Origin of the sequence: Mucilaginibacter mali (assembly GCF_013283875.1) — a bacterium.
Lineage (GTDB): Bacteria > Bacteroidota > Bacteroidia > Sphingobacteriales > Sphingobacteriaceae > Mucilaginibacter > Mucilaginibacter mali.
In genome coordinates, this window is record NZ_CP054139.1 from 1,049,294 (window position 1) to 1,072,883 (window position 23,590).

Below are 23,590 nucleotides of genomic sequence, written 5' to 3' on the forward strand. Positions count from 1 at the left end.
ATTGCCGGTAAACCTATGTTATTAAAACGGATCTGTTTTTTATTTACCCTTACAGCGTTAAGTATTATTGTAAAGGCCCAGGATATTTCTGCTTACAATGTAGTATGGGATAGCCAAAGCAAAAACTCGTCGGAGAGCATGCCGCTGGGCGGCGGCGATATCGGCTGTAATGTTTGGGTAGAAAATAACGACCTCATCTTTTACATCAGCCGAAGCGGAACGTTTGACGAAAATAGTTCGATGCTGAAACTTGGCCGGGTGCGCATTACACTCCCCAATAATCCTTTTAAAAACAACTTCAGGCAAGAGCTAAAACTAAAAGAAGGCTACATTGAAATAGCCGGCGAACATAACACACTGGTAAAACTTTGGGTCGAGGTTTTTAAGCCCGTCATCCACGTATCTATTACCAGTAACGACAAGTTTAAGGCTAAGGTTATTTTTGAGAACTGGCGCACCGAAGACCGATCTCTTGCCACCGACGAACGCCACCAGGCCTACGGCTACAGCAATACCACGCCCGATAAAATTGGCGTATTCACCCGTAAGGATACCATCAGCCCCGGTAAATCATCGCTTGTATGGTATCACCGGGATCGTAACGATGAAATGATCATCGACCGGGAAGCCGTACAACAACATCTTGGAGCAGTTAAAGGGCAGCTTTGGAACCCGATGAAAGACCTCATCTTCGGTGGCGAATTGTTGGCCCCGGGCATGAAGTTTACCGGTACTATGGACAGCATTTACGTGGCATCTAAATACCGCGGCTGGGTGTATGAAAATACGCAGGCTGTGAATGCTCAAAATATTGATATTGTGCTGCACACCTCGCATAGCCCAACAAATGCCGGATGGTTGCAGGGTTTACAGCAGGAGATGAAAATATCGGCAGCTACTTCCGAAAAATGGAATAAAACCAAACAATGGTGGGCGCAGTACTGGGATCATAGCCATATCTATATTAATCAGGATAAAAAAGGGACTAACGACAAAGGCCGGGAGATAGGCCGCAATTATAATGTATTCCGTTACCAGTTGGGCTGCAACGCCTTTGGCGAATATCCTACCAAATTTAACGGCGGCTTATTTGTGTTTGATGCCGATTTTGTAAAGGGCGAGTATAAGAACCGTGTAACGCCCGATTTTCGCCGTTGGGGTGGCGGCAGTTTTACCGCGCAAAACCAGCGGCTGGTTTATTGGCCGATGTTAAAATCGGGCGATTTTGATTTGATGAAGCCGCAGTTTGATTTTTACGCGCGCGCCCTGAAAAATGCCGAACTGCGCAGTAAAATATACTGGGGGCATGAGGGGGCTGCCTTTACCGAACAGGTAGAGAATTTTGGCCTGCCTGCCGGCCATACCTACGAGCGCCTTTGGGGTACAGATCCATTTAAGCCCCGTTCCGATTCGTCAAGTACACGGGTGCTAAAGAACGTTAAGGGCGAAGAAATGAAGTTTACCGATTATGGCTTCCTGACCAATGTTTGGGTGGTAGATCATTACGACGGCCAACTGGAGTTTTCGAAAATGATACTTGACTATCAATTATACAGCGGTGCCGATATTGGCAGGTACATGCCTTTTATAACCAGCGCCGTTAAGTTTTTTGATCAGCATTTTCAATATTGGTCTAAAAAATTGAATGGTTATCCGCTGGATGCCGATGGCAAATTGATCATGTACCCGGGTACGGGACTGGAAACTTATAAAGGCGCCACAAATTCAACAAGCACCATAGCCGGGATGAAAACCGTACTGACTGGCTTGCTCGATCTGCCGCAGAAGTACGGTACGCCACAGCAACGCGCCTACTGGCAAGCGGTGCTGAAGCGCCTGCCCGAAATTGCCACCCGCGAGAAAGATGGCAAAACGGTAATATCGCCCGCTAAAAGCTGGAACGGCAAATCCATTAATACCGAACTGCCGCAACTGTACCCGGTATTTCCTTATCACCTGTATGGCGTAGGGTTACCAAATCTGCAAATGGCTATAGATACCTGGCACCACGGGGCCGATAACAAAAATCAGTACAGCATAGTAAGCTGGCACCCCGACCCGATTTACGTAGCTGATCTGGGCCTGACCGATGAAGCCAAAGATCTTACCACGCAAAAATTATCCGACGCTAAATATCGCTACCCAACCTTTTGGGGGCCGGGCCTGGATTGGGCGCCCGATCATAACTGGGGCGGCAGCGGCATGATTGCCCTGCAGGAAATGATGATGCAAACCGTTGGCAAAAAAATATACCTGCTGCCCGCCTGGCCAAAGGATTGGGATGCGGAGGTTAAGCTTCATGCGCCTTATAATACCACTATCGAGGCCACAATTAAAGATGGCAAAGTACAAAAGCTGAAGGTAACACCGGCGTCAAGGGCAAAAGATGTAACCGTAATGCCCCCGCACGGCTCCTGATCTATATGTCCGAATAATCCGTTGGGCGTACAAACAGCGTAACGTTTTTCGATACGTTATTTTGATACTGTGGCAAGCCACTGATCTTTTTGTATTCGGGGCCAAAATCGGCCCAATGTTTATCCCGGTCGGCTTTATTTTCGAAAGTGGTCAGATACATCAGGTTAGGCATGTGGCTGCCCGAAATTACCTGTCCATAAAACACAGCGTTAAAGTTCAGTTTATCAAAAATAGATATCTCATCCTTGTTGAACATACCGATCTTGTTGAGCGAGATGTTTTCGGTAGCGCTTTCGTAGCTGCGTAGTTCATACACACGTTCACCTTTCGGAGCGCTTAATTTGGGCAGATGGTACTCGGGCACAGCCGAAAATGCTTTCAATATGATAGATTCCAAACGGATATAAGGCGGTTTATTGTAAACCGCGGCCAGGTAATTTTTACCATCCTGCTGGTATTGCTGATCTTTTTCTAAAGCGGCATCAATGCTTAAAAACCCGTCGATCTTTTTAAACGGGATAAACACATAAACCAGTTGCTCGGTTGTATCAGCAACTAAGGGTTTAAACACGCCTACTGATGGTATACCCGCGCGGTGCATGGCCGGTATGTAGGCATTTTGTAAATACTCGTCAACCATATCCTGCTGGGCCTTACCTTTTATGTGATACACTTTCAACTGGTAATAGTAAGGCGTGCCTTTGGCAAAAACTGCTATGCCGCTAAACTGGCAAAGAAGGCAAAATATGATCAGCTTTAACGATACGGGCATTTTTTGAGGCATAATGATATTTGTATTTGGGTTAAGCAAATATGCAAAAATGCAAACATATATCACGGGCATTAATACACGCTATAACCTCAGATTATTACTCATGAGGAAATATAATATCGCTAATATTAATTATTGGGCAACTTTTTTGATACAAAGGCGTACTTAATATTAAGTAAACAATAAGGGCAGCTATTATTTTGTCCGATTTTTTTAACTAAAAACTACAACTATTATGAAAACGAATTTATGGAGAACCGGATTGGCCATTGCTATGGCAGCACTGTTATTTGGCGCGTGTAAAAAGGATAATAATTCGGCTAATGGCTCGTCATCAGGGTCGGCAAAAATGTCGTTTGGTTTGCAGGCCGATAATGCTTCGGCCGTGTTAGCTAATAATGAAACTTCCGAAGCTTTGGTTACACAGGCCTCATCGGGCGCGGGCAGCGTTACCTGGACATCCGGCACGGCCAATATCAGCGGCTTTAATTTTGAAGCCAAAAGGCGCGGGCTGGAGGTAGAGATCAGGTCGAGAAGTATGGCATCGATAGATATTTTTGCCCCGGTACCAACCATGGTAAGTTCGGTGATAGATACCGGCCTTTATCGCGAGATAGAGATACGCGTAATGCTGAGCAAAACATCGGGCAGCACCATACCGCTAACATTAAAGGGCACATTTACTACTTCAGGCGGCGCGGCGGTACCAATAGAACTTGATTTTAATGATGATGCCACCATAAAAGCCGAGGCTGACAATGTAACGGTTGATAACACTACCGACATTACTACTATTGTAAGCATGCACCTTAATAAACTGCTCGATCACGTTTCGGCCTCCGGCCTGGAAGCTGCTACCCGCACAAGCGGTACAATTGTAATTAGCAGCAGTAGCAATACCAGTATTTATAACAAGATAAGAGATAACATAGGTAACTGTGGCGGCTTTAGAGGGTTTAACCATCGGGACCGCGATTAAGATATATTATTGACTGACAACTGAACCCCGCCATTGCTTTGGCGGGGTTTGTTTTTACCACCCTTAAACCATTTGTCATTTCCTGCATCTATCAATAAAAAATTAAACAGAATGAAGAAGTTAATGATGCTGCTGTTCCTGCTTGCAGGATTTTCTTTTGCCGGTAATGCGCAAACAGCTAAAAAGCCGGCCGCGGCCAAATTACCCAAGGCATTAGTGCAACAACTAAATCTTACAGCCGACCAACAAGGCAAGATCGAAGCTATAGTGAAAACAAAAGCTGCCAAACTGGATAGCCTGACCGCTCTTGGTGATAAACTGGACAAGAAATCGTTGCGACAGGGTAAAAAGGCTGTTAATGATGATGCTATTACCAAAGTAAACAACGTGTTGAACGCCGATCAGCAAAAAATATATGCCGATTATCGTGCCGCGCATCAGCAAAAAGCCAAAGCTAAAAAGGAGGGTGCTGAGCCAACGCCACCAGCTAATTAAATATAAAACTTATTGTCATTTCGAACGCAGAGCAAAATCTTATACGGCAATACCTATCACGTGTACAAGATTTCTCCTCGTACCTCGTTCGAAATGACATTTTTCTTTTGCGGGAGAGTTAGTCAGCCTCTACACTTTGCATGTATAATTCATCAATAGCGCCCGCGTACTTTTTCTCTATCACTTTGCGCTTAGGTTTCAGTGTAGGGGTTATCTCGCCCTCTTCCATGCTAAATGGTACACGCTTAACCTTGAAGCTTTTAATACGCTCAAACTTGGCAAGCTCGTTACCAAATTTGCGGATATCCGGGTTTAACCAATCGATCACTTCCTTGTCTTCAATAAATACTTCGGGTTTTTCAAAAAAGGCGTTATCTAAACCAAGTGCTTCCTGCAGGGGTTCCCGTGCCGGCGTGATGATGGCAGTTACGTATTCGCGCTTATCGCCAATTAAAAATACAGCTTCAATTTTCGGGCTTTTCAGGTAGGTATTCTCTACCGGGGTTGGGTAGATGTTTTTGCCATAGGCATTTACCAGCATGTTCTTCAGGCGGTCGGTAATTTGCAGGTTGCCTTTAAAAAAGCGGCCGATATCACCGGTATGGAACCAGCCCTCGTTATCAATAGCCGCCTTGGTTTCCTCGGGCTTGTTGAAATAGCCTTTCATTACACAATGCCCGCGCACGATGATCTCGCCTTCTTCCGATTGGTAATTCTCTTTGAAAGTATCGTGGGTTTGTACAGTATAGATCTGTTTGGTATCTACATTTTGGATTCCCACCTCAATACCCGGGATAATGCGGCCCACCGTGCCATAAACCTGGCGGTGATATTCGGTCACAGCCATTACAGGCGATGTTTCCGTTAAGCCAAAGCCCTCAAGTATCTTAATGCCCAGATCGCCAAAGAACTCGCCGATATTTTTAGGCAGCGCGCCGCCACCCGAGATCATGAATTTCAACCGGCCGCCGGTCTTTTCCTTTATCTTGCTGAATACCAGTTTATCGGCAAGTTTAAACTCCTGCTCTAAAAGCAGACCTGGCTTTTTACCGGCCTCCAGTTTTTCGCGATGCTTGCGGCCGATCTTAAGCGCCCATAAAAATATTTTGGCTTTAATACCGCCAGCATCAGTACCGCTCTTCATGGCACGGTCGTGGATGCGCTCCAGTAAGCGCGGCACACAGTTCATTACAGTTGGCCGCACTTCGCCCATATTGCGGGCCAGCAGGTCAAGGCTTTGGGCAAACGCTATCCGGCAACCCATCGACAAACAGATATGGTAAGTAGCTGTACGCTCAAATACGTGCGAAAGCGGCAGGAACGACAGGAACAGATCGGTGTGTTCAATCACCGGGATCTGGTCCAGGCTGCGGTTCACGTTCTCGGTAAGGTTATGATGGGTAAGCATCACGCCTTTGGGCGTGCCTGTAGTACCTGAAGTATAGATCAAACAGGAAAGGTCGGATGGTAATATCGCCTCGCGGGCAATATTAATGGCATCCTTATATTTACCCATCAGGCCTTTACCTTCGGCTATCATTTGTTGTATCCCCAATACACCAGCATTCAATTCAAGTTTGGCGGTGTATTTCTCAAAATCGTCAAAAGCCGGGATGATGCGGATCAGTTCCGGGCAATTATTGGCTATCTTTAATACCTTGCGCAGCAGGAAGGGGTTACCCACAAGCAAAGTCTTCGCGCCCGAATCGTTAAGGATATACTCGATCTCCGCTTCAGAAAGGGTAGGATATATCGAGGTATTTACAGCGCCGATCTGTTGCAGGGCCTGGTCGTAGTATACATAATCCGGTCCGTTCTCGATGATCAGGCCCAGGCGATCGCCTTTAACTACGCCGATATCCAGCAGCCAGGCCGATATGGCATCTATTTTGGCAAGTGCTTCGCCATAGCTGATCTCCTTCCACACCTCGCCAACCTTATGCATTAAAAAGGTATGGCTTTCGGGGTGGATGTGGGCTACGGTATTACGTATAAACTGGGGTACTGTTGATGACGCTACAGGAGGTTTCATTCAATTAATTTGGTGCGTAATTAGTTAAAAACAAACTTAACGTAATTTGCCTAAATATAAAACCTGAATTGTGTGCTGTACCTGTAGAGACACGATACCTCGTGTCTCCGCTTCATATCTCCCGCGAATTGCAAAAAAAAGAGACACGAAGTATCGTGTCTCTAAGGTATCATGCGTTAGCAATCTACTATTTTATTAATGATGCCTGTAATACGGGCGGCGGTAATAATGATGTACCGGGCGGTGTACCACAACCACCCTATGGTGATAGGCCGGACGCCTTACTACAACAGTGCGTGGATGGTAAGGGGGCCTGTGCACAACCACTACACGATGGTGCGGAGGCGGTGTGCCAATAGTAGCGTGTACTCTAACTTGGGCGTTTGCGGCACTGAAGGTAAACACAGCCACCAGTGCAATAAACATTATTTTTAAGCTTTTCATTTTTCTGAGATTTTAAAGGTTGAAAATTTTAGTAACGGTTATAATGATGATCGTCGTGATGGTCATCATGGTCGCGGTCGTGGCCACGATCGTGCCTTTCGGCTCTGCGATGCTCGCGGTACTCCAGCGAACAACTTGATGCGGCTACCGATGCGAACATCAGCAGGGCTATCAATTTTATCATGTAATTTTTCATGGTATCTTATTTTAGTTCCTATATCATATTAAACAAAAACAAAACCAAAAGGCTTAACACAGGTTAATGAAAATAAAGTGGCGTAATTATTTTGTTACAATAAAAAAGTTTTTCTAACTTTAATAAAGTCAACCGGCTGATCCCTAAGCAAGCCGGTACTATTGTTTCTTTCAGCACCTTATCATGCAGTTATAAAATTATTTATGGTTTAAAAACAAAAGGAGGGTATCATGAAAAGCACTTTTAAAAACAATTGTATGGCATTTAGCACAAATGCCGCGTTTTTTAAAAAATGGTTAACCGTATTTGCCATCGGCATAGGTTTAACTTACGTGTATCATCCCGCCCTTGCACAAACTGATAATGATAAGCCTGCCAACACCCAAATAAACGCCGACTTTCCCGGCGGTATCGAAAAATTCTACTCGTATATCCTTACCAATTTAAAACCCGACCGCAGCTGCATCCCCGGCAAAACCATCTATGTTAAATTTATTATTGATAAAGATGGTACGCTGAAACGCGCCAAAGTAAGCGGCCACGTTTTGAGCGACGCCATGACCGAACAACTGGTGAAAACCTTTGAAAGCGCGCCTAAATGGACACCAGCACAGCAAAATGGCCATGCCCAGCGCGAACACTTTGTTTGCCCGGTAATATTTGCCCCTAAGGTAGATATGATGGCCAGCGTGGATGTGCCGAAGATAAAGTGATAAAGGCCGCGGGGGCATTTAGCTATTTTGTCAGCATGCCGTAATTTGCTATGCATGCATTGCTCGCATGTGCATTGTAATCGGTATCTTTGCGCTGTCAAAAAATAAACCACCTATGCTTAAAGGATTTTTTAATGCCCCCCAGCCTGTTAACGAACCTGTATTGAACTATGGCCCCCGCAGCGTAGAGCGTGCGGCGCTGAAAGCGGCTCTCGAAGACGCCCGTTCAAAGCAAATTGATATCCCCATGTATATTGGCGGTAAGGAAGTACGCAGCGGAAAAACTGCCGAGTTACGCCCCCCGCATGATCATAAACACCTTTTAGGTACTTACCACGAAGGTAATAAACAGCATGTAACCGATGCTATTAACGCTGCCATGGCCGCCAAAGCCGATTGGGAAAACCTGCCCTGGGAGCAGCGCGCCGCCATCTTTTTGAAGGCTGCCGAACTGCTGGCCGGTCCGTACCGTGCTAAAGTTAATGCGGCTACCATGCTTGGCCAATCGAAAAACGCTTACCAGGCCGAGATCGATTCGGCATGCGAGCTGATCGACTTCCTGCGTTTCAATGTGCACTACATGACGCAGATCTACGCGCAGCAACCCCCTATATCGCCCAAAGGCGTATGGAACAGGGTAGAGCAGCGCCCGTTGGAGGGTTTCGTTTTCGCTTTAACCCCATTCAACTTTACAGCAATTGCAGGTAACCTGCCAACATCGGCAGCTATGATGGGTAACGTAGTGGTTTGGAAACCGGCTAACACCCAAATTTATGCGGCCAATGTGCTGATGCAGGTATTTAACGAAGCCGGCGTGCCTCCGGGTGTTATTAACCTGGTTTATATCGATGGCCCGACTGTAGGTGAAGTAGTATTTACGCACCCTGATTTTGCCGGTATCCACTTCACCGGTTCTACCGGCGTATTCAACAATATCTGGAAAACCATTGGCGATAATATCAGCAAATACAAAAGCTACCCGCGCATTGTGGGCGAAACCGGTGGTAAGGACTTTGTGCTGATACACCCAAGCGCCGATGTTGACGTAAGCAACGTGGCTTTAGTTCGCGGCGCTTTTGAATACCAGGGGCAAAAATGTTCGGCTGCTTCAAGGGCTTATGTGCCTGCATCGTTATGGCCAGCCATCAGCGAACGCATGAAGCGCGACATTGCCAGCTTTAAAATGGGCCCGGTTGAAGATTTCGAGAACTTTATTAATGCCGTTATCGATGAAAAATCATTCGATAAACTGGCCAAATACATCGATGCCGCTAAAGCCGACGACAGCGTAGAGATCATCACTGGGGGTAACTACGATAAAAGCCAGGGCTATTTCATCGAGCCGACGGTTATCAAGGTAAACGACCCGTACTATGTAACCATGTGCGAGGAACTGTTTGGCCCGGTACTGACCATTTATGTTTACGAAGACGCGAAGTTTAGCGAAGTGGTAGACATTGTTGATAAAACATCAGTATACGCCTTAACAGGCGCCATCATAGCGCAAGACCGTTATGCCATTGCCGAAATGACCCAGCGCCTGCGCAACGCGGCCGGTAACTTCTACATTAACGATAAACCAACCGGCGCCGTAGTAGGCCAGCAGCCATTCGGCGGCGCACGTGGTTCAGGCACTAACGATAAAGCCGGTTCGATGATCAACCTGCTGCGCTGGGTATCGCCACGCACCATCAAGGAAACCTTCGATCCGCCAAAGGATTACAGGTACCCGTTTTTGGCTAAGGAAGTATAACCCCCCAGTCCCCTAAAGGGGGAGTTGGATGTGCAAATTAGGAAATATGCAAATATGCAGATGATAAAAAAGGCGCTTCGGTTTACTGAGGCGCCTTTTGTTTTTTCATTTGCACATTCGCACATCTGCACATTTGCTCCCCCTTTAGGGGGCTGGGGGCTATTTATTAAACCTAAACACCTCATCCAAATCAGTATTGCTATCGCTGCTAACCTTCAGATCGGTGATAACGCCTGTAGAGAGGCTGTAAACCCAGCCGTGCACGCTTAAAGATTGTCCGTTGGTCCAGGCATTTTGTACGATGGACGTTTTGCACAGATTGCGCACGTTCTCAATCACATTATATTCCACCAGACGGCTGGCGCGGGTGTCGTGGTCTTCAATGGCATCCAGTTCATCGGCGTGCAGGCGGTACACATCCTTAATGTGGCGCAGCCAGTTATCAATCAGGCCAAACTGTTTATTGCTCATGGCGGCTATTACACCACCGCAACCATAATGACCGGTTACGATTACGTGTTTTACCTTCAGCACATTAACCGCGTAGTCCAACACCGACAGCATATTCATATCGGTATGGATCACCATGTTGGCAATATTACGGTGCACAAATATCTCGCCCGGTTTGGTATTGGTGATCTGGTTGGCAGGCACGCGGCTATCGGCGCAGCCTATCCAAAGTACAGGTGGCGCTTGCCCGGCTGCCAGGGTGGTAAAATAGTCGGGGTCTTTTTCAAGCGTTTCGGCTACAAAACGCTGGTTGCCGTCAATCAGGCTTTGATAGCTGATGTGGCTGGTATCGTGGATATGTGGTTTGTTACTCATAGTGTAGCAAATGTAGGTACGATACGACAAATTTGTCGCTATTTTTTTCGTTCAGCTAACAACTTATCGGTGATTTTGGCAAGTGGCAAAAACTTTTCGGTAAGAACCACGATCTCGTTGGGTAAGGTGGCGTCGTTTAATGGCAAGTGTCCTTCCATCAGTGTAAGCGGCCCGAATGCTGTACTTACATTTGGCCACATCTCTTCGTAAGTTTTAAACTCCCGGCGAAAAGCATCGGCAAACTCGCGGCTTTGGATCCGGTAGCCTTTCAGCTCCCGCATTTTCAGCGCGTGGATGTTGTAAAATACTTTGCCACTTGCAATAGTATCATCATTAACCCAAACCGAAAAGAAAACAGACTCGCTAAAAGGCTTTGTTTCGGGTGATTGATTTACCCATGCCTTGCCTTGTATTTTCAACACTACCGAATTTAGCCATACGCCAACCTTCAATTCCAAAGTTTGTTGCTGAAATGGTGTTTGATCTATTAAGTCAAACCCCTTATTGAACAGGTCGAGATAATGATTGGTATCCATTTTATTTACCGGTTTGAAAGATCCGCATCACTTTATGCAATGCCAGTGGCGACAGATCGTAATACAATATCGTTAACAAAATAAGCGGGATACAGAAGAAGATGCGGAAATCGTACAGATCGAAAAAGAAACCGCCTGCTACACCGCCAATAAAATAAAAGGTTAAGATAGTAAGGCGAATAACAACCCTGTTTTTTGCTGCATGGGTGTTGGTGGTTTTGGGATGTGTTACTTCGGCTACATCGGCGCCCAAATCGGTAAACAAGCCGGTAAGGTGTGATGTTTTGATCAAGCCGCCCGATATATTGGATACCAAACTATTTTGCAAACCCATGCTGAACAGGATAGCGCCGATAACCATTTCGCGCTCAAGCCGGGTTTCATCGTAAAAGTGATAGCCATAAATGGCTACCCCGAATAGTACAATGATCTCGATAATGATGGGTATGGAATGCGCGCGGTATTTGCTCTTATCCTCCATAGAGCGCACAATGAAGTTAGAGATAAACGCCCCGGCAAAAAACAGCAGCAGCCATACGAAGAACACCAGGATCTCCCTTAAGTTTTGCTCTACCACATGTTTGGCCAGGTTAGCCACATGCCCGGTAATGTTTGATGTGAAAGCCAAAAAGGCGATAACCCCGGCTACATTGGTAACCCCCGAAACAAAGGCTGTGGATGATGCCAGCAGCAGGTTCTCTTTAAGGGTGCGGTTTTCTTTGGCCTGGCGCAGCATGAATATCTAATTTAATTTTTAGCGAGAGTGAAGTTTATAGGCACAGTATATCTCTGACGAACAACTATGTCGCCTTGTTTACCCGGTATCCATTTAGGCGATGATTTAATTATACGGATAGCTTCAGCATCAATGTCTTTTGATACATGTTTTGTGATTTTTATATCAGATAAATTACCATCTCGTTCTATTATAAAACTTACTAAAACTTTTCCCTGAATATTTTTTTCGTATGAATCTGACGGGTATCGTACATTCCTACCGAGAAACATTCCCAATGCGTTTACCCCGCCCGGAAACTCTGCAGAAACATCCACCTTGTCAAACACTGTAGTTGAGTCTGGTTTAGTTTGTGCCATTGCAATGCACACAGCAAAAATTAACAGAGTTGTTATCAAATATTTTTTCATGCCATTAATTATCAAGCGTAAATGGTATTGGTAAGGTATAATTTTGCCTTACAGGATTATTGCCTTGCATCCCCGGTTTCCATTTTGGTGAAGCTTTCATCAGGCGTATAGCTTCAGCATCAAGTTCGGGCGATACGCTTTTAAATATTTTAATGTCTGTTAACGAACCATCCTTTTCTACAACAAAACTAACAAACACTTTGCCCTGTGTTTTTTCTTCTTTTGCCTTTTCGGGATATTTTAAATTCTTAAAAATGTACTGCGCAAACTTTTCCAATTCCCCCGGAAATTCTGCCGATACATCTACAGGCAAAAAAACTTCAGTCTCTTTTTTTGAACTGTCAGGCTTTGTTTGCGCCTTTGTAACAAAGCAAATCGCAAAAACTAATAAAGAAGCGATAAAATATTTTCTCATGATATAATTTAAATTTAATCGTCGGCTAATGCAAAACTTATCGGTACAGTGTATTGTTGTCGTGCCACAACGCCCGCTTTTTGCCCGGGTACCCACTTTGGCGACAGTTTCATAACTCTAACAGCTTCCGCATCAAGATCCTTTGATACACCTTTTATTACTTTAATATCGGATAGTCTACCGTCTTTCTCTACAACGTAAGTTAAATATACTTTACCCTGGATATGTTTAAACCGTGCGTCTGCGGGGTATCTGATGTTTCTTGCAAGAAACATACCGAAAGCGTTTAACCCGCCCGGAAATTCCGCAGAAACATCGATCTCTTTAGAAAAAACTTCAGACGAATCGGGTTTTGTTTGCGCTTTGGCAATGCAAACCTCAAATACCAATAAAGCTGCGATAAGGTATTTTTTCATATCACTAAAGTAAACAAAAAAGGAGCCCTTTTGCAAAGGCCCCTTCCATAGATATTGTTGATGCAGGAAGAATTAATGTGCTGCTTCGGCTTTTTCAACCTCGTAAACATAACCCAGCGATTTAGAACCACTGCTGCTTACCTTCAGGTCTTTCACCAGTCCGCTTTTCAAATCGATCACCCAGCCGTGCACATGCAGGTCGCTACGCTCTTTCCATGCATTTTGTATGATGGTGGTTTTGCACACGTTGTATACCTGCTCGGTTACGTTCAACTCCACCAGGCGGTTCACCTTAGTTTCGTGATCGGTAATGCGCTCCAGTTCGTGGCTGTGCAGTCGGTAAACGTCTTTTATGTTACGCAGCCAGTTATCAATCAAACCAAATTGTTTGTTGGTTAAAGCCGCTGCCACACCACCGCAACCGTAGTGGCCGGCAACGATAACGTGTTTTACCTTCAATACGTTAACAGCGTAGTCCATTACGCTCAGCAGGTTCATGTCCGAGTGTACGCACACGTTGGCAATGTTGCGGTGTACAAACACTTCGCCAGGTTTGGTGCCGGTAACTTCGTTAGCCGGCACGCGGCTGTCTGAGCAACCTATCCATAACACCTCCGGACTTTGGCCTTTAGCCAGTTTGGTGAAGTATTCGGCATCGCTGTCTAACTGGCGTTGCACCCAATCGCGGTTGCCTTTCAGCAGTGTGTTGTAGCTATCGCTGGGGGTAAAAGTATTGTTTGCAGTTTCTGCTACTATATTTCCGTTTTTTTGATTTTTAGTTTCCATGATATATTTAATTTTAGCTATTGATAAATTATTTAACGTCGTGTATCAACTCTTTCAGTTTGGGCACTTCGTAGTATTGCTTCACGTCCTGCAACTGCACAATGATGGCCTTGGTATAAGCATTATGCTTATAGTTATTGATGATCTCCAGCACATCCTGATCGATATAACGGGAGTTAGAACCATCGATAATTACGGTCGACTCTTTAGGAATATTGGTTAGGGTAACCTGTATGGCGGCTTTATTTAAAAAAGAAACTTCTTCGGCCAGGCGTATGCGGATCACTTTTTTATCGCCATTTCTTTCCACATGGTAAAAGTATGGGTTACGCAAATTGGTGCGCAGGATATAGAAAATGCCTACCAGCATACCGATGCCTACGCCGATGAGCAGATCGGTGAATACCACGGCGATGATGGTTACCACAAAAGGGATAAACTGATCGAGCCCCTTATGCCACATGTGCTTAAACAGCGATATGCGTGCCAGCTTATAACCGGTCATCAACAGGATTGCCGCGAGGCAGGATAAGGGGATCAGGTTGATCAGTTTGGGGATAAACAACAGTGATACCAGCAGCAGTATGCCATGCGTAACCGCGCTGGTTTTAGTGCGCGCGCCGGCATTTACGTTTGCTGATGAACGGACGATCACCGCCGTCATCGGCAAGCCGCCTAAAAAGCCGCTGATCAGGTTACCTGTGCCCTGTGCCAGTAATTCGCGGTTGGTGGGCGATATTCGTTTAATCGGATCTATCTTATCAACTGCTTCCAAACTTAGCAGCGTTTCCAAACTGGCTACTATGGCAATAGTGAAGGCCGTTATCCAAACCTGTTTGTTACCTATCTGGCTAAAGTCGGCCATTTTAAACAGGCCGAAAAATTCGCCCGCGCTGTTTACGATAGGGATGTGCACAAATTGCTTTTCGCGCAGGGCCAGGCCGGTGCCGTTAAAAGCAAGGCTTAAAGCTATGCCTGTAAGCACTACCAGCAAAGCGGCGGGCACACCGGCCACTTTTTTAAATTTAGGCCAGTAGATCATCAGCGCTATGGATACCAAAGCGATAACTACCGCGCCGTAATTGATTTTTGATAAGGCGCTGTATATGCCCGAGAAGGTGTTTTCCTTATCGTCCTGCGCGAAGTTTTCGTCGCCCACAAAATCGGCGTCGTAGCCAACCGCGTGCGGAAACTGTTTCATGATCAAAATAATACCGATAGCCGCCAGCATCCCCTCGATAACCGCGGAAGGAAAGTAATTAGCGATGGTACCCGCCTTTATCAGCCCAAGGACGATCTGTAGTACCCCGGCAATCACCAGCGCCAGCAGAAACGTTTCGTAACTACCTAAGGTAGTAATGCCATGTAGTACAATAGTGGTTAAACCAGCCGCCGGGCCGGCCACGCTGAGTTGCGAACCGCTTAGCGAACCCACTACTATACCGCCAATAATACCGGTCAGCACGCCCGCGAAGAGCGGCGCGCCCGATGCCAGCGCTATACCCAAACACAGCGGCAGGGCCACTAAAAAAACTACTATACTTGAAGGAAGGTCCTTTTTTAAATTTTTAGCCAAAAAATATTTACCCAGGTTAAGGCCACCTGCAGTATTGCCATGTTGCTCCATAAAATGCAATAATTGAAGAGATCAAAAAATAAATGAATTAGGGATCATCCCGGGCCGTTGCTGGTCCGGGGTAAATTCATTTATGTGTTGGGAGGCGGCGTGGGGACAACGGGGTGGTACGTTTGCACAAAGAGGCAATGTTCCTGATTGTGCAAAATATTGGTTTCGATAATAATGGGGATGAGGGTGTAGCAATGAAAAACGATATCCTCGTCAAAGAACTTTTTCTCTTTCATCAGTTCCTTTTCGGTAGTGTCCTTTTCGTTCTTGCCCTCCAATTCAAGCTGCATGATTACAGCATTGACGGTCTTATTGTTCAGCGTTAAAAACAATGGCGCGACAGATATTAACATCTTTATTAAAAAGATGCCGAGGAATACCCCGCATATCATTATCTGGTTCCTTTTTGCTTTCACGCGATTGCAAATATAGCGCTTAAATGTATAAAATATCGATTTATTGGTTAAGGTTGTGTAAATTTTGTTGGGGCGATGGTTTTAACCACGGAGGGCACAGAGGGAAAGTTTAAGAAAGAATAGTTTAATATTCTTCTTTCGGTCTTCTACACAACCTCTGTGTTCTCTGTGTTTCTTTCTCTGTGGCTTCTGTGGTTAAATCTTCAATAAAAATTCCCATCAATTACTTACTTTAGCCCTTACTAATCAAACCCAAATTGGAGAAAAAGATAAAAACACTGCTGCAAAAACGCGAACAGGCGTTATTAGGCGGCGGACAAGCCCGTATTGATAGCCAGCATAAAAAGGGAAAATTAACCGCGCGCGAGCGACTACATTTCCTGCTGGATGAAGGTTCGTTCCAGGAAATTGGTATGCTGGTGGCGCACCGTAGTACCGATTTCGGGATGGAAAAGGAACATTACCCAGGCGATGGTGTAATTACCGGCTATGGTACTGTTAACGGGCGTACTACCTATGTTTTCTCGCAGGATTTTACCGTGTTCGGCGGCTCGTTATCCGAAACTCATGCCGAAAAGATCTGTAAGCTGATGGATATGGCCATGAAGAATGGCGCGCCTGTTATCGGGCTCAACGATTCGGGTGGGGCGCGGATCCAGGAAGGTGTAGTATCGTTGGGTGGCTATGCCGATATATTTTACCGCAACACCATGGCTTCGGGTGTTATCCCGCAACTGTCGGCAATTATGGGGCCTTGTGCCGGCGGCGCGGTATATTCACCGGCTATTACCGATTTTATTTTGATGGTAGAAAATACCTCGTACATGTTTGTAACCGGTCCCAACGTGGTAAAAACGGTAACACACGAGGTAGTAACTTCCGAAGAACTGGGCGGGGCTGCTACCCACGCCACCAAATCGGGCGTTACGCATTTTGCCTGTGCTAACGAGATTGCCGCCATTCAGCACATCAAACAATTGCTGAGCTATATGCCACAGAATTGCGAGGAAAAAGCGCCATCTGTACCTTATGAAAGTGGCAATGAATTGCGCCCATCGTTGAACGACTTTATGCCCGAATCGGCATCACAGCCATACGATATCCGCGAGATCATTGAACAGGTAATAGATGACGGTTCGTTTTTGGAGGTGCATAAAGATTTTGCCGAGAATATTGTGGTTGGCTTTGCCCGTTTGGCAGGCCGTAGCATTGGTATAGTAGCCAATCAGCCCGCGTTTTTGGCGGGTGTGCTGGATATTAATTCATCAACCAAAGGCGCCCGCTTTGTGCGCTTTTGCGATAGCTTTAACATCCCGCTGCTGGTATTTGAAGATGTGCCGGGCTTTTTACCGGGCACCGACCAGGAGTGGAACGCCATCATCACCAACGGCGCTAAACTGCTATATGCTTTTTGCGAGGCTACCGTGCCACGTATCACTGTGATTACCCGCAAAGCTTACGGCGGTGCTTACGATGTGATGAACTCGAAACATATTGGTGCCGATATGAACTACGCCTGGCCATCGGCAGAGATTGCTGTGATGGGAGCCAAAGGCGCCGCCGAGATCATCTTTAAACGCGAGATCAGTACTGCCGAAGATAAAGAAGCCAAATGGCTGGAGATGGAAAAGATCTATTCAGACAAGTTTGCCAACCCATACCGCGCCGCCGAACGTGGTTTTATCGACGAGGTAATAGAACCCGCCGAAACCCGCCTGAAACTGATCCACGCCTTTAAAATGCTGGAGAATAAGGTGGTGAATTTGCCGAGGAAAAAGCATGGGAATATACCGTTGTAGGTTCTCCTCTCCAACACGTCATCGTGAGCGATAGCGAACGATCCCCAGCAAGCAGAGCAGAATTAAAAGCAACTAAATGACAAGAGGAGGCACAGTTTACATCATGACGAATAAAACCCATTCGGTTTTATATGTAGGCGTTACGTCTGAATTATTGACAAGAGTATACGATCATAAAAATAAGAAAGCCCCACAGTGCTTTACGGCAAAGTATAACTGTAATAAATTGGTCTATCATTTTAGTTATTCAACTATTAACGAAACCATAGGCCGGGAAAAATATTTGAAGGGAAAGGGGAGGCAGTTCAAAAATAACTTGATTAATGAGTTTAATCCGCTATGGAAGGATTTATATGATGAATTGGTTATTGAATGGGCATAGCCGCTCTATTAAACGGGGATCGTTCGCTATCGCTCACGATGACGCACACACTACCGTCATTCTGAGCACAAGCGAAGAATCCCAGACTATACATTTATGTTTTGCTCATCGGGGATCGTTCGCTATCGCTCACGATGACGGGTTGGAGGTAATCGTATGAAAGCCTACCTCTTCGGCTGGAACCCCAACAAATTCCCCTGGGAAAACTTGCATAAGGACAAGAAAAAACTTGAACGCACCGGCGAGTTAGAAGACAACTGGAGTTGCGCCAGCCACAAAACCATCCAACCCGGCGATAGGGCTTATATTGTACGGGTAGGGGTTGAACCTAAAGGCATATTCGCATCCGGCTATATCTCGTCCGAACCGTATTTGGCTTTTCGTAAAGGCAGGCATTACTACCGCGTAAATATCAAGCTGGATGTATTGCTGGATCCTGATAATGAACAGATACTTAGCATGGATATCCTGAAAACCGGTAACCTCGCCGCGCAAACCTGGGCGCCGCAGGCATCGGGCATCTCCATCCGCGCCGAACTGGTTGACGAACTGGAAGGTGTTTGGCTGGATTTCTTAAACCCCGAAGATTAATATGGCATTAGCAGATCTCCTTATTGGTATTTTTCTGCTGGCTGCAGCTGCCTGGAGTTATTTAGCCAAAAAACTAACGCTTGCCGGCGCAATTACCGGCTTTGCGGTGGGTTTGCTCAGCTACAAAGGTGCTGGGTTTACAGGGTTGGCAATGCTCACACTGTTTTTCTCGGCCGGATCATGGGCTACCGGTTGGCAAACAAAAAGCAAGGCGGAAATGAACGCTAACGAAAAGCGAACAGGCGGTCGCACCGCCGGGCAGGTTTTGGCAAATGGAGGGATGGCGGCGCTGCTTGGCGCAGCAGCGTGGTATATGCCCGCATACGCGATACTTTTACATCTCATGATGGCGGGCAGCCTGGCCTCGGCAGCTGCCGATACATTATCATCGGAACTGGGCACGGTTTATGGGCGACGTTTTTATAATGTGCTTAGCTTTAAAAAAGATACAAAGGGCTTAGATGGTGTTATTAGCTTAGAGGGTACGCTGATAGGCGTAGCGGGGGCTATTTTAATAGCCATAGTATATGCCATAGGCTTTGGCTGGGGTATAAATATATTTTGGATAATACTGGCTGGTTTTATTGGCAATTTAACCGATTCGGTGTTAGGCGCCACACTGGAGCGTAAAGGTATTATTGGTAATAATATGGTGAACTTTTTGAATACGGTAACCGGGGCGCTGGTTTGCTATTTGCTGATGCTGTAAAAGTATTGACAATAAAATACCCCCTTTTAGGGTGATTGCTGCAGATAATGAACAGTTTATATTAGATTAACTATTTAAACTGTATCAAATATTACCTTATGAAACAATCCCCCATATATATCAGTATCGGCATTGCTTTATTTGCTATCTCGTGGATAGGGGTAGGTACCCAGCATTTGATGTATTTAAAGTTTGTTGGTACACTTGTTCCGGCCTATATGCCTTTCAGGGTGTTTTGGGCCGGGTTAACCGGTGGCGCTATGATAATGGCAGGGATCAGTTTTGCCAGCCGTATAAAGGTAGCGTTGGCTGCATCTTTATTAAGTATAATGATGGCGTTGTTCCTTTTAATGATACATCCACCTTTGCTACTGGGCACACCTCAAAAACTAATGACCTGGACACGTTTTGTTCAGGATATAGCCATCACAGGCGCAGCGATGATGCTTACCGAACGCAAAGGAATTGCGGTTATTGGCAAATATTTTTATGCCCTGGCCATTTTTGTTTTAGGTATTGGGCATTTTTTGCACCCCGCGTTTATTACAGGCAGGATACCGGCATATTTCCCGGCTTTTAATGTAGCCGATCTTGTAGTAGGCGTTGTGATGGCCTGCGCCGCCATCTTTATCATCACTAACGAATATGTTGCCAAAGCCGCCACCATCCTTGGGGTGATGCTTTTAATGCTTACTCTGCTTTGTAATATCCGCGCATTAGTTAAAAATGTGTACGATCCTGGTATATGGACGCCATTCCTACTGGAGTTAGCTATAATTGCCGGCACTTTCTTTATAGCAGCAAAGCCGGGTGAGGAAAGAGTTAGGGAGCTTAAGCGTAAGGATTAGCCGATGTGTTACAACAGCTATGCTGATATGCCATATCATTTGGTTAAATCTGCGGTGCAATCTTAGTTGTGGTGATGGTATATTAGCTTAATTATAAATTATTTAGCCGATATTTTTTATGATGAAGCACCGTATATCCTGTCTCTTGCTCCTTCTATTAATAACATCTTTCCCCGCCTTTACGCAAGGCAGGCAACAAAACTGGGTGCAATTGTTTAATGGCAGGGACTTGGGTAACTGGGACAGCTATTTAGGAATACCGCGCGACACAGCAGGTAAAAAGATAGGCGATACACCTATTGGCTTAAATAACGACAAGCTAAACGTATTCACCGTGATCAAACAGGGGGGCGAGAATGTGATCCGTGTTTCGGGGGAGTGCATCGGCGGCATCTCAACCAGGGCCGAATACGAGAATTATCACTTGCAGCTACAGTTTAAATGGGGAAGCTGGCTGCAAAAGGGCCGTAAGAAAAAAGATAGCGGTCTGCTGTATCATTCGGTAGGGGAGCAGGGCGCCGATTCGGGTGCCTGGATGCGGTCGCAGGAGTTTCAGATAGAAGAGGGTGATTGTGGCGATTACTGGGGATGCGCAGGGGCCATGGCCGATGTTCCGGCCAGTAAAAGATCAGAAAAAGAATATGTATTCGATCCGGCCGGGACAACGCTCACGTTTAGTGCAAAAAGTCCGCAGGGCAGGCATTGTATTAAACGCGGTGATGGTGAAAAAGCTTTTGGCGAATGGAATACGCTTGACCTGTATTGCTATGGCGATACCAGTATACACGTGGTGAACGGTAAAGTGGTAATGGTGCTATATCATAATAGCCAGCAAGAGAAAGATCAGGTATTGCCGCTTACCAAAGGTAAAATACAGCTACAGTCGGAAGGCGCTGAGGTTTTTTATAAGGATGTGAAATTGCAGTCTATCAACAAATTGCCGGAAGCTTTATTGAAAAATTGAGATTCTTCGCGTTAGGGATAGAAGCGGATACCGGCCGGGTGGCTAAGGCCCTGTGCAGTATAAGCGGATAGCCCGGGCCACAGGCAACGCCATATATCTATTCTATCTCGTTGTCTTCCAGGTGTTTCTTTAAATTATGCAGCGTTGCTATGTTTTTCGCTTTAACTTCATCCGGATCTTTTTTTTCATGCAGCATAAAATCGGGTAGGTCTTCGGTGTAATAAATAATGTTATGCTCTTCTAAAAAGGCCACAAGTATTTTCTCTTCTTCGTTAGTAGGATGGACAATGTATTTCATGATCTGCTTATTCTTGTTTCAAAATTACTAAAACTAAAACGATGGTTGCTGAATATTGCAAACTATCTACAACCATTCTTTGGGTGTGCGATTGCTTCGTTCCCTGCAGTGACGAGGTTTGAGAAAAACAAGGGCTCCTCTTTTGCATAGCATCTGCGGGCCTTATGTTTTGAGACATCGTGATGGCCATATTAAAACGATAGTTCTGCATTTGGGAATAACTTTTTCATTCTTTCTTCTTCCTGTTCATCAAATCCATTCCCGTTCAATATAAAATAACTAACCTTTTTAAGCTTGAGCAAACCCGGTGGCATTCGGTCAAATCCATTGTAAAATAGACTTAGCTTATTAAGCTTATTCATTTTTGATAGTATTAAAAAAGTAGTATCCCATTTTAAGTTTGGTAATTTCCCTATGGCTAACCATTCTAAGTTTTTTAGTTTTGACATTTCTGTAGGTAATCTGATAAGAGGATTAGCCTTATATCTAATTTTTTGATATTCTTCAATCGCTTTACATGTCGGCTTATGTTATTAATGTTATTGCCTTGGAGATCAAGCTCGGTTAACCAACTCATATTAAAAATTGGAGCACCCCCCTTGTTTGTTAGCTTATTGCCACTTAATTGCAGTATTTTAAGGTTGGTCAGTTGAGTTATTTGCACTGGTATGGAAGAAATATCGTTACCATCTAAGCAGATTAATTTTAAGGTCTTCATATTCACGATATCTTTAGATATATGTTTTACGCCTGACTGGCGCATCCAAATGGTATCTAATTGGGGTAGTATAGCAAATTCTTTAGGGAAGTTTTCAAATTCATTATATCCAAGATCAATATTCCGTAAGTTCTTGAGGTCGCCTTTTTTTAGACTGATGTTTTTTAAATGATTACCTGATAGGCTAAGGAAACGAATAGGTGTTCTTTTTATTGAAATTGGTATATCTGTAAGATCATTTCCATTTAGCCAAAGATCAGTCAAATGTTTTAACGTAATAATAGATTCGGGTATGGACGTTAAATTGTTATGATCCAACCAAAGGCTTTTAAGGTTGTCAAGATGTGATAAAACAGTTATCGCCTGATCGATATTTAAGTCTGGATTTTCACCAATGACAACTTCTTTTAATTCCGTTAATTTTGAAATACTTGTAGGGAGTTTGGTAAGCGTGTTGTCAGCTAATCCCAATACTTCAAGATTTTTTAGATTTGCAATTTCATCGGGAAGCGACGTGAGCTTGTTTTGGGCAAACCAAAATGACTTTAGATTTTTTAAATGTGATAGTACTGCTATTACCTGTTTAATATCCAGATCAGGGCATTCATCTAAACTAATTTCTTCAAGGTTCTTTAGTCGAAGGATCTCTATTGGAAGTGTTTTTATGCTATCCTTATGCAATGAAAGCTTTTTTACTTCAATTGAATCAGTAAGGGCATCTTTGATAGATCGGTAGATTCTTGGATGACTGGATTGTCCAAAAACATTAACAATACAAAGTAAAAGGACAAGATAGGCTAAGGAAGTTTTCATTTTAGTTAGAACTAAATATACGATGCCAGATGATAGATTATTCCATAATATTTATTTAAAAACAAAGGCCACTCTTTTTCAAGAATGGCCTTTGTATATTTTTCGGATCTTCCGGTACTATCACACTTTGATCTCAACTTCAACGCCGCTTGGCAATTCAAGCTTCATTAAAGCGTCTACAGTTTTTGAGTTAGAGCTGTAGATGTCTAATAAACGCTTGTAAGAGCACAGTTGGAACTGCTCGCGGGCTTTTTTGTTTACGTGCGGTGAACGCAATACGGTAAACACTTTTTTCTCGGTTGGCAGCGGCAGTGGTCCGCTAACTACAGCGCCTGTTGGCTTTACTGTTTTTACGATCTTCTCGGCCGACTTGTCGACCAGGTTGTAATCGTACGATTTTAATTTGATCCTGATTCTTTGGCTCATTTTGTTGTTAATTATAACCAACTATAAGAGCTATTAATTATAGTTGATTGGGTTGATTATGTTTATTAAGTTG

General features: G+C 44.8%; 28 protein-coding genes. 11 read left to right on the plus strand and 17 right to left on the minus strand.

Translation table 11 applies throughout. The annotated features are described in order from the left end of the window. The first annotated feature begins 15 nt into the window (after positions 1 to 15). Positions 16 to 2,418 carry a DUF5703 domain-containing protein gene (locus tag HQ865_RS04485; RefSeq protein ID WP_173413737.1) on the plus strand — a complete coding sequence of 801 codons (2,403 nt, stop codon included), beginning with the start codon at positions 16 to 18 and terminating at the stop codon, positions 2,416 to 2,418. Between the two features lies 1 nt (position 2,419). Here the strand turns inward: HQ865_RS04485 and HQ865_RS04490 are convergent, their stop codons facing one another. Then, on the minus strand, positions 2,420 to 3,202 hold the full coding sequence (locus HQ865_RS04490; protein WP_202020450.1) for an NIPSNAP family protein: 783 nt from the start codon (positions 3,200 to 3,202) through the stop codon (positions 2,420 to 2,422). Between the two features lie 223 nt (positions 3,203 to 3,425). Between HQ865_RS04490 and HQ865_RS04495 the strand changes: the two genes are divergently transcribed. Continuing rightward, complete coding sequence (locus tag HQ865_RS04495; protein WP_173413738.1) at positions 3,426 to 4,169, plus strand: hypothetical protein; 744 nt, start codon at positions 3,426 to 3,428, stop codon at positions 4,167 to 4,169. Between the two features lie 111 nt (positions 4,170 to 4,280). Further along, positions 4,281 to 4,664, plus strand: a complete 384-nt coding sequence (locus HQ865_RS04500) for a hypothetical protein (RefSeq protein WP_173413739.1) — start codon at positions 4,281 to 4,283, stop codon at positions 4,662 to 4,664. Positions 4,665 to 4,782: 118 nt separating this feature from the next. Here the strand turns inward: HQ865_RS04500 and HQ865_RS04505 are convergent, their stop codons facing one another. From HQ865_RS04505 to HQ865_RS04515, 3 genes are all read right to left on the minus strand, one after another. Continuing rightward, complete coding sequence (locus HQ865_RS04505; protein WP_173413740.1) at positions 4,783 to 6,696, minus strand: AMP-dependent synthetase/ligase; 1,914 nt, start codon at positions 6,694 to 6,696, stop codon at positions 4,783 to 4,785. Positions 6,697 to 6,891: 195 nt separating this feature from the next. Then, complete coding sequence (locus HQ865_RS04510) at positions 6,892 to 7,140, minus strand: hypothetical protein (protein ID WP_173413741.1); 249 nt, start codon at positions 7,138 to 7,140, stop codon at positions 6,892 to 6,894. A gap of 28 nt (positions 7,141 to 7,168) precedes the next feature. Further along, complete coding sequence (locus HQ865_RS04515; protein ID WP_173413742.1) at positions 7,169 to 7,336, minus strand: hypothetical protein; 168 nt, start codon at positions 7,334 to 7,336, stop codon at positions 7,169 to 7,171. 257 nt (positions 7,337 to 7,593) lie between these two features. On the opposite strand from HQ865_RS04515, the gene HQ865_RS04520 reads away from it, so the two are divergent. Together HQ865_RS04520 and pruA are read left to right on the plus strand one after the other, a co-directional pair. After that, on the plus strand, positions 7,594 to 8,049 hold the full coding sequence (locus HQ865_RS04520) for an energy transducer TonB (RefSeq protein WP_173413743.1): 456 nt from the start codon (positions 7,594 to 7,596) through the stop codon (positions 8,047 to 8,049). 115 nt (positions 8,050 to 8,164) lie between these two features. Then, positions 8,165 to 9,802, plus strand: a complete 1,638-nt coding sequence (gene pruA / locus HQ865_RS04525) for an L-glutamate gamma-semialdehyde dehydrogenase (protein WP_173413744.1) — start codon at positions 8,165 to 8,167, stop codon at positions 9,800 to 9,802. 159 nt (positions 9,803 to 9,961) lie between these two features. Here the strand turns inward: pruA and HQ865_RS04530 are convergent, their stop codons facing one another. The 9 genes from HQ865_RS04530 to HQ865_RS04570 all read right to left on the minus strand — a co-directional run bounded on the left by HQ865_RS04530 (position 9,962) and on the right by HQ865_RS04570 (position 15,969). Next, positions 9,962 to 10,627 (minus strand): carbonic anhydrase, encoded by a 666-nt coding sequence (locus HQ865_RS04530; protein ID WP_173413745.1) that lies wholly within the window; start codon positions 10,625 to 10,627, stop codon positions 9,962 to 9,964. 38 nt (positions 10,628 to 10,665) lie between these two features. Further along, a complete protein-coding gene (locus tag HQ865_RS04535; protein ID WP_173413746.1) occupies positions 10,666 to 11,163 on the minus strand; it encodes a hypothetical protein in 498 nt (165 codons plus the stop codon). 1 nt (position 11,164) lies between these two features. Continuing rightward, positions 11,165 to 11,899 carry a YoaK family protein gene (locus HQ865_RS04540; protein ID WP_173413747.1) on the minus strand — a complete coding sequence of 245 codons (735 nt, stop codon included), beginning with the start codon at positions 11,897 to 11,899 and terminating at the stop codon, positions 11,165 to 11,167. 11 nt (positions 11,900 to 11,910) lie between these two features. After that, complete coding sequence (locus tag HQ865_RS04545) at positions 11,911 to 12,309, minus strand: energy transducer TonB (protein ID WP_173413748.1); 399 nt, start codon at positions 12,307 to 12,309, stop codon at positions 11,911 to 11,913. Between the two features lie 4 nt (positions 12,310 to 12,313). Further along, complete coding sequence (locus HQ865_RS04550) at positions 12,314 to 12,724, minus strand: energy transducer TonB (protein WP_173413749.1); 411 nt, start codon at positions 12,722 to 12,724, stop codon at positions 12,314 to 12,316. A 14-nt stretch (positions 12,725 to 12,738) separates the two neighbouring features. Next, entirely contained in the window at positions 12,739 to 13,140 is a 402-nt protein-coding gene (locus tag HQ865_RS04555; RefSeq protein WP_173413750.1) for an energy transducer TonB, read from the minus strand. A gap of 72 nt (positions 13,141 to 13,212) precedes the next feature. Beyond that, positions 13,213 to 13,926, minus strand: a complete 714-nt coding sequence (locus HQ865_RS04560) for a carbonic anhydrase (protein WP_173413751.1) — start codon at positions 13,924 to 13,926, stop codon at positions 13,213 to 13,215. A 28-nt stretch (positions 13,927 to 13,954) separates the two neighbouring features. Then, positions 13,955 to 15,553, minus strand: a complete 1,599-nt coding sequence (locus HQ865_RS04565; RefSeq protein WP_173413752.1) for a SulP family inorganic anion transporter — start codon at positions 15,551 to 15,553, stop codon at positions 13,955 to 13,957. 80 nt (positions 15,554 to 15,633) lie between these two features. Then, complete coding sequence (locus HQ865_RS04570) at positions 15,634 to 15,969, minus strand: hypothetical protein (protein WP_173413753.1); 336 nt, start codon at positions 15,967 to 15,969, stop codon at positions 15,634 to 15,636. 257 nt (positions 15,970 to 16,226) lie between these two features. Between HQ865_RS04570 and HQ865_RS04575 the strand changes: the two genes are divergently transcribed. From HQ865_RS04575 to HQ865_RS04600, 6 genes are all read left to right on the plus strand, one after another. Further along, entirely contained in the window at positions 16,227 to 17,768 is a 1,542-nt protein-coding gene (locus HQ865_RS04575; protein ID WP_173413754.1) for an acyl-CoA carboxylase subunit beta, read from the plus strand. A gap of 103 nt (positions 17,769 to 17,871) precedes the next feature. Next, positions 17,872 to 18,150 carry a GIY-YIG nuclease family protein gene (locus HQ865_RS04580; RefSeq protein WP_237073745.1) on the plus strand — a complete coding sequence of 93 codons (279 nt, stop codon included), beginning with the start codon at positions 17,872 to 17,874 and terminating at the stop codon, positions 18,148 to 18,150. Positions 18,151 to 18,306: 156 nt separating this feature from the next. After that, a complete protein-coding gene (locus HQ865_RS04585; RefSeq protein ID WP_173413756.1) occupies positions 18,307 to 18,741 on the plus strand; it encodes a hypothetical protein in 435 nt (144 codons plus the stop codon). A gap of 1 nt (position 18,742) precedes the next feature. After that, the gene (locus HQ865_RS04590) at positions 18,743 to 19,450 is read left to right on the plus strand and encodes a DUF92 domain-containing protein (protein ID WP_173413757.1); all 708 of its coding nucleotides are present in this window, start codon (positions 18,743 to 18,745) and stop codon (positions 19,448 to 19,450) included. Between the two features lie 98 nt (positions 19,451 to 19,548). Further along, complete coding sequence (locus HQ865_RS04595) at positions 19,549 to 20,298, plus strand: hypothetical protein (protein WP_173413758.1); 750 nt, start codon at positions 19,549 to 19,551, stop codon at positions 20,296 to 20,298. Between the two features lie 145 nt (positions 20,299 to 20,443). Then, positions 20,444 to 21,262 carry a 3-keto-disaccharide hydrolase gene (locus HQ865_RS04600; RefSeq protein ID WP_202020451.1) on the plus strand — a complete coding sequence of 273 codons (819 nt, stop codon included), beginning with the start codon at positions 20,444 to 20,446 and terminating at the stop codon, positions 21,260 to 21,262. Positions 21,263 to 21,359: 97 nt separating this feature from the next. Here the strand turns inward: HQ865_RS04600 and HQ865_RS04605 are convergent, their stop codons facing one another. The 4 genes from HQ865_RS04605 to rpsJ all read right to left on the minus strand — a co-directional run bounded on the left by HQ865_RS04605 (position 21,360) and on the right by rpsJ (position 23,517). Beyond that, positions 21,360 to 21,560 (minus strand): hypothetical protein, encoded by a 201-nt coding sequence (locus HQ865_RS04605; protein WP_173413759.1) that lies wholly within the window; start codon positions 21,558 to 21,560, stop codon positions 21,360 to 21,362. Between the two features lie 191 nt (positions 21,561 to 21,751). Then, positions 21,752 to 22,009 carry a hypothetical protein gene (locus tag HQ865_RS04610; RefSeq protein ID WP_173413760.1) on the minus strand — a complete coding sequence of 86 codons (258 nt, stop codon included), beginning with the start codon at positions 22,007 to 22,009 and terminating at the stop codon, positions 21,752 to 21,754. Then, positions 21,997 to 23,091 (minus strand): leucine-rich repeat domain-containing protein, encoded by a 1,095-nt coding sequence (locus tag HQ865_RS04615; RefSeq protein ID WP_173413761.1) that lies wholly within the window; start codon positions 23,089 to 23,091, stop codon positions 21,997 to 21,999. Before HQ865_RS04615 ends, HQ865_RS04610 begins: the two co-directional genes overlap by 13 nt. A 120-nt stretch (positions 23,092 to 23,211) precedes the next feature. Then, complete coding sequence (gene rpsJ, locus HQ865_RS04620; protein WP_078347761.1) at positions 23,212 to 23,517, minus strand: 30S ribosomal protein S10; 306 nt, start codon at positions 23,515 to 23,517, stop codon at positions 23,212 to 23,214. Positions 23,518 to 23,590 lie beyond the last annotated feature (73 nt).

Coding starts and splice junctions, on each gene's coding strand:
- HQ865_RS04485 (WP_173413737.1), top strand. CDS start 16: ATGTTATTAAAACGGATCTGTTTTTTATTTACCCTTACAGCGTTAAGT.
- HQ865_RS04490 (WP_202020450.1), bottom strand. CDS start 3,202: ATGCCTCAAAAAATGCCCGTATCGTTAAAGCTGATCATATTTTGCCTT.
- HQ865_RS04495 (WP_173413738.1), top strand. CDS start 3,426: ATGAAAACGAATTTATGGAGAACCGGATTGGCCATTGCTATGGCAGCA.
- HQ865_RS04500 (WP_173413739.1), top strand. CDS start 4,281: ATGAAGAAGTTAATGATGCTGCTGTTCCTGCTTGCAGGATTTTCTTTT.
- HQ865_RS04505 (WP_173413740.1), bottom strand. CDS start 6,696: ATGAAACCTCCTGTAGCGTCATCAACAGTACCCCAGTTTATACGTAAT.
- HQ865_RS04510 (WP_173413741.1), bottom strand. CDS start 7,140: ATGAAAAGCTTAAAAATAATGTTTATTGCACTGGTGGCTGTGTTTACC.
- HQ865_RS04515 (WP_173413742.1), bottom strand. CDS start 7,336: ATGAAAAATTACATGATAAAATTGATAGCCCTGCTGATGTTCGCATCG.
- HQ865_RS04520 (WP_173413743.1), top strand. CDS start 7,594: ATGGCATTTAGCACAAATGCCGCGTTTTTTAAAAAATGGTTAACCGTA.
- pruA (WP_173413744.1), top strand. CDS start 8,165: ATGCTTAAAGGATTTTTTAATGCCCCCCAGCCTGTTAACGAACCTGTA.
- HQ865_RS04530 (WP_173413745.1), bottom strand. CDS start 10,627: ATGAGTAACAAACCACATATCCACGATACCAGCCACATCAGCTATCAA.
- HQ865_RS04535 (WP_173413746.1), bottom strand. CDS start 11,163: ATGGATACCAATCATTATCTCGACCTGTTCAATAAGGGGTTTGACTTA.
- HQ865_RS04540 (WP_173413747.1), bottom strand. CDS start 11,899: ATGCTGCGCCAGGCCAAAGAAAACCGCACCCTTAAAGAGAACCTGCTG.
- HQ865_RS04545 (WP_173413748.1), bottom strand. CDS start 12,309: ATGAAAAAATATTTGATAACAACTCTGTTAATTTTTGCTGTGTGCATT.
- HQ865_RS04550 (WP_173413749.1), bottom strand. CDS start 12,724: ATGAGAAAATATTTTATCGCTTCTTTATTAGTTTTTGCGATTTGCTTT.
- HQ865_RS04555 (WP_173413750.1), bottom strand. CDS start 13,140: ATGAAAAAATACCTTATCGCAGCTTTATTGGTATTTGAGGTTTGCATT.
- HQ865_RS04560 (WP_173413751.1), bottom strand. CDS start 13,926: ATGGAAACTAAAAATCAAAAAAACGGAAATATAGTAGCAGAAACTGCA.
- HQ865_RS04565 (WP_173413752.1), bottom strand. CDS start 15,553: ATGGAGCAACATGGCAATACTGCAGGTGGCCTTAACCTGGGTAAATAT.
- HQ865_RS04580 (WP_237073745.1), top strand. CDS start 17,872: ATGACGAATAAAACCCATTCGGTTTTATATGTAGGCGTTACGTCTGAA.
- HQ865_RS04585 (WP_173413756.1), top strand. CDS start 18,307: ATGAAAGCCTACCTCTTCGGCTGGAACCCCAACAAATTCCCCTGGGAA.
- HQ865_RS04590 (WP_173413757.1), top strand. CDS start 18,743: ATGGCATTAGCAGATCTCCTTATTGGTATTTTTCTGCTGGCTGCAGCT.
- HQ865_RS04595 (WP_173413758.1), top strand. CDS start 19,549: ATGAAACAATCCCCCATATATATCAGTATCGGCATTGCTTTATTTGCT.
- HQ865_RS04605 (WP_173413759.1), bottom strand. CDS start 21,560: ATGAAATACATTGTCCATCCTACTAACGAAGAAGAGAAAATACTTGTG.
- HQ865_RS04610 (WP_173413760.1), bottom strand. CDS start 22,009: ATGTCAAAACTAAAAAACTTAGAATGGTTAGCCATAGGGAAATTACCA.
- HQ865_RS04615 (WP_173413761.1), bottom strand. CDS start 23,091: ATGAAAACTTCCTTAGCCTATCTTGTCCTTTTACTTTGTATTGTTAAT.
- rpsJ (WP_078347761.1), bottom strand. CDS start 23,517: ATGAGCCAAAGAATCAGGATCAAATTAAAATCGTACGATTACAACCTG.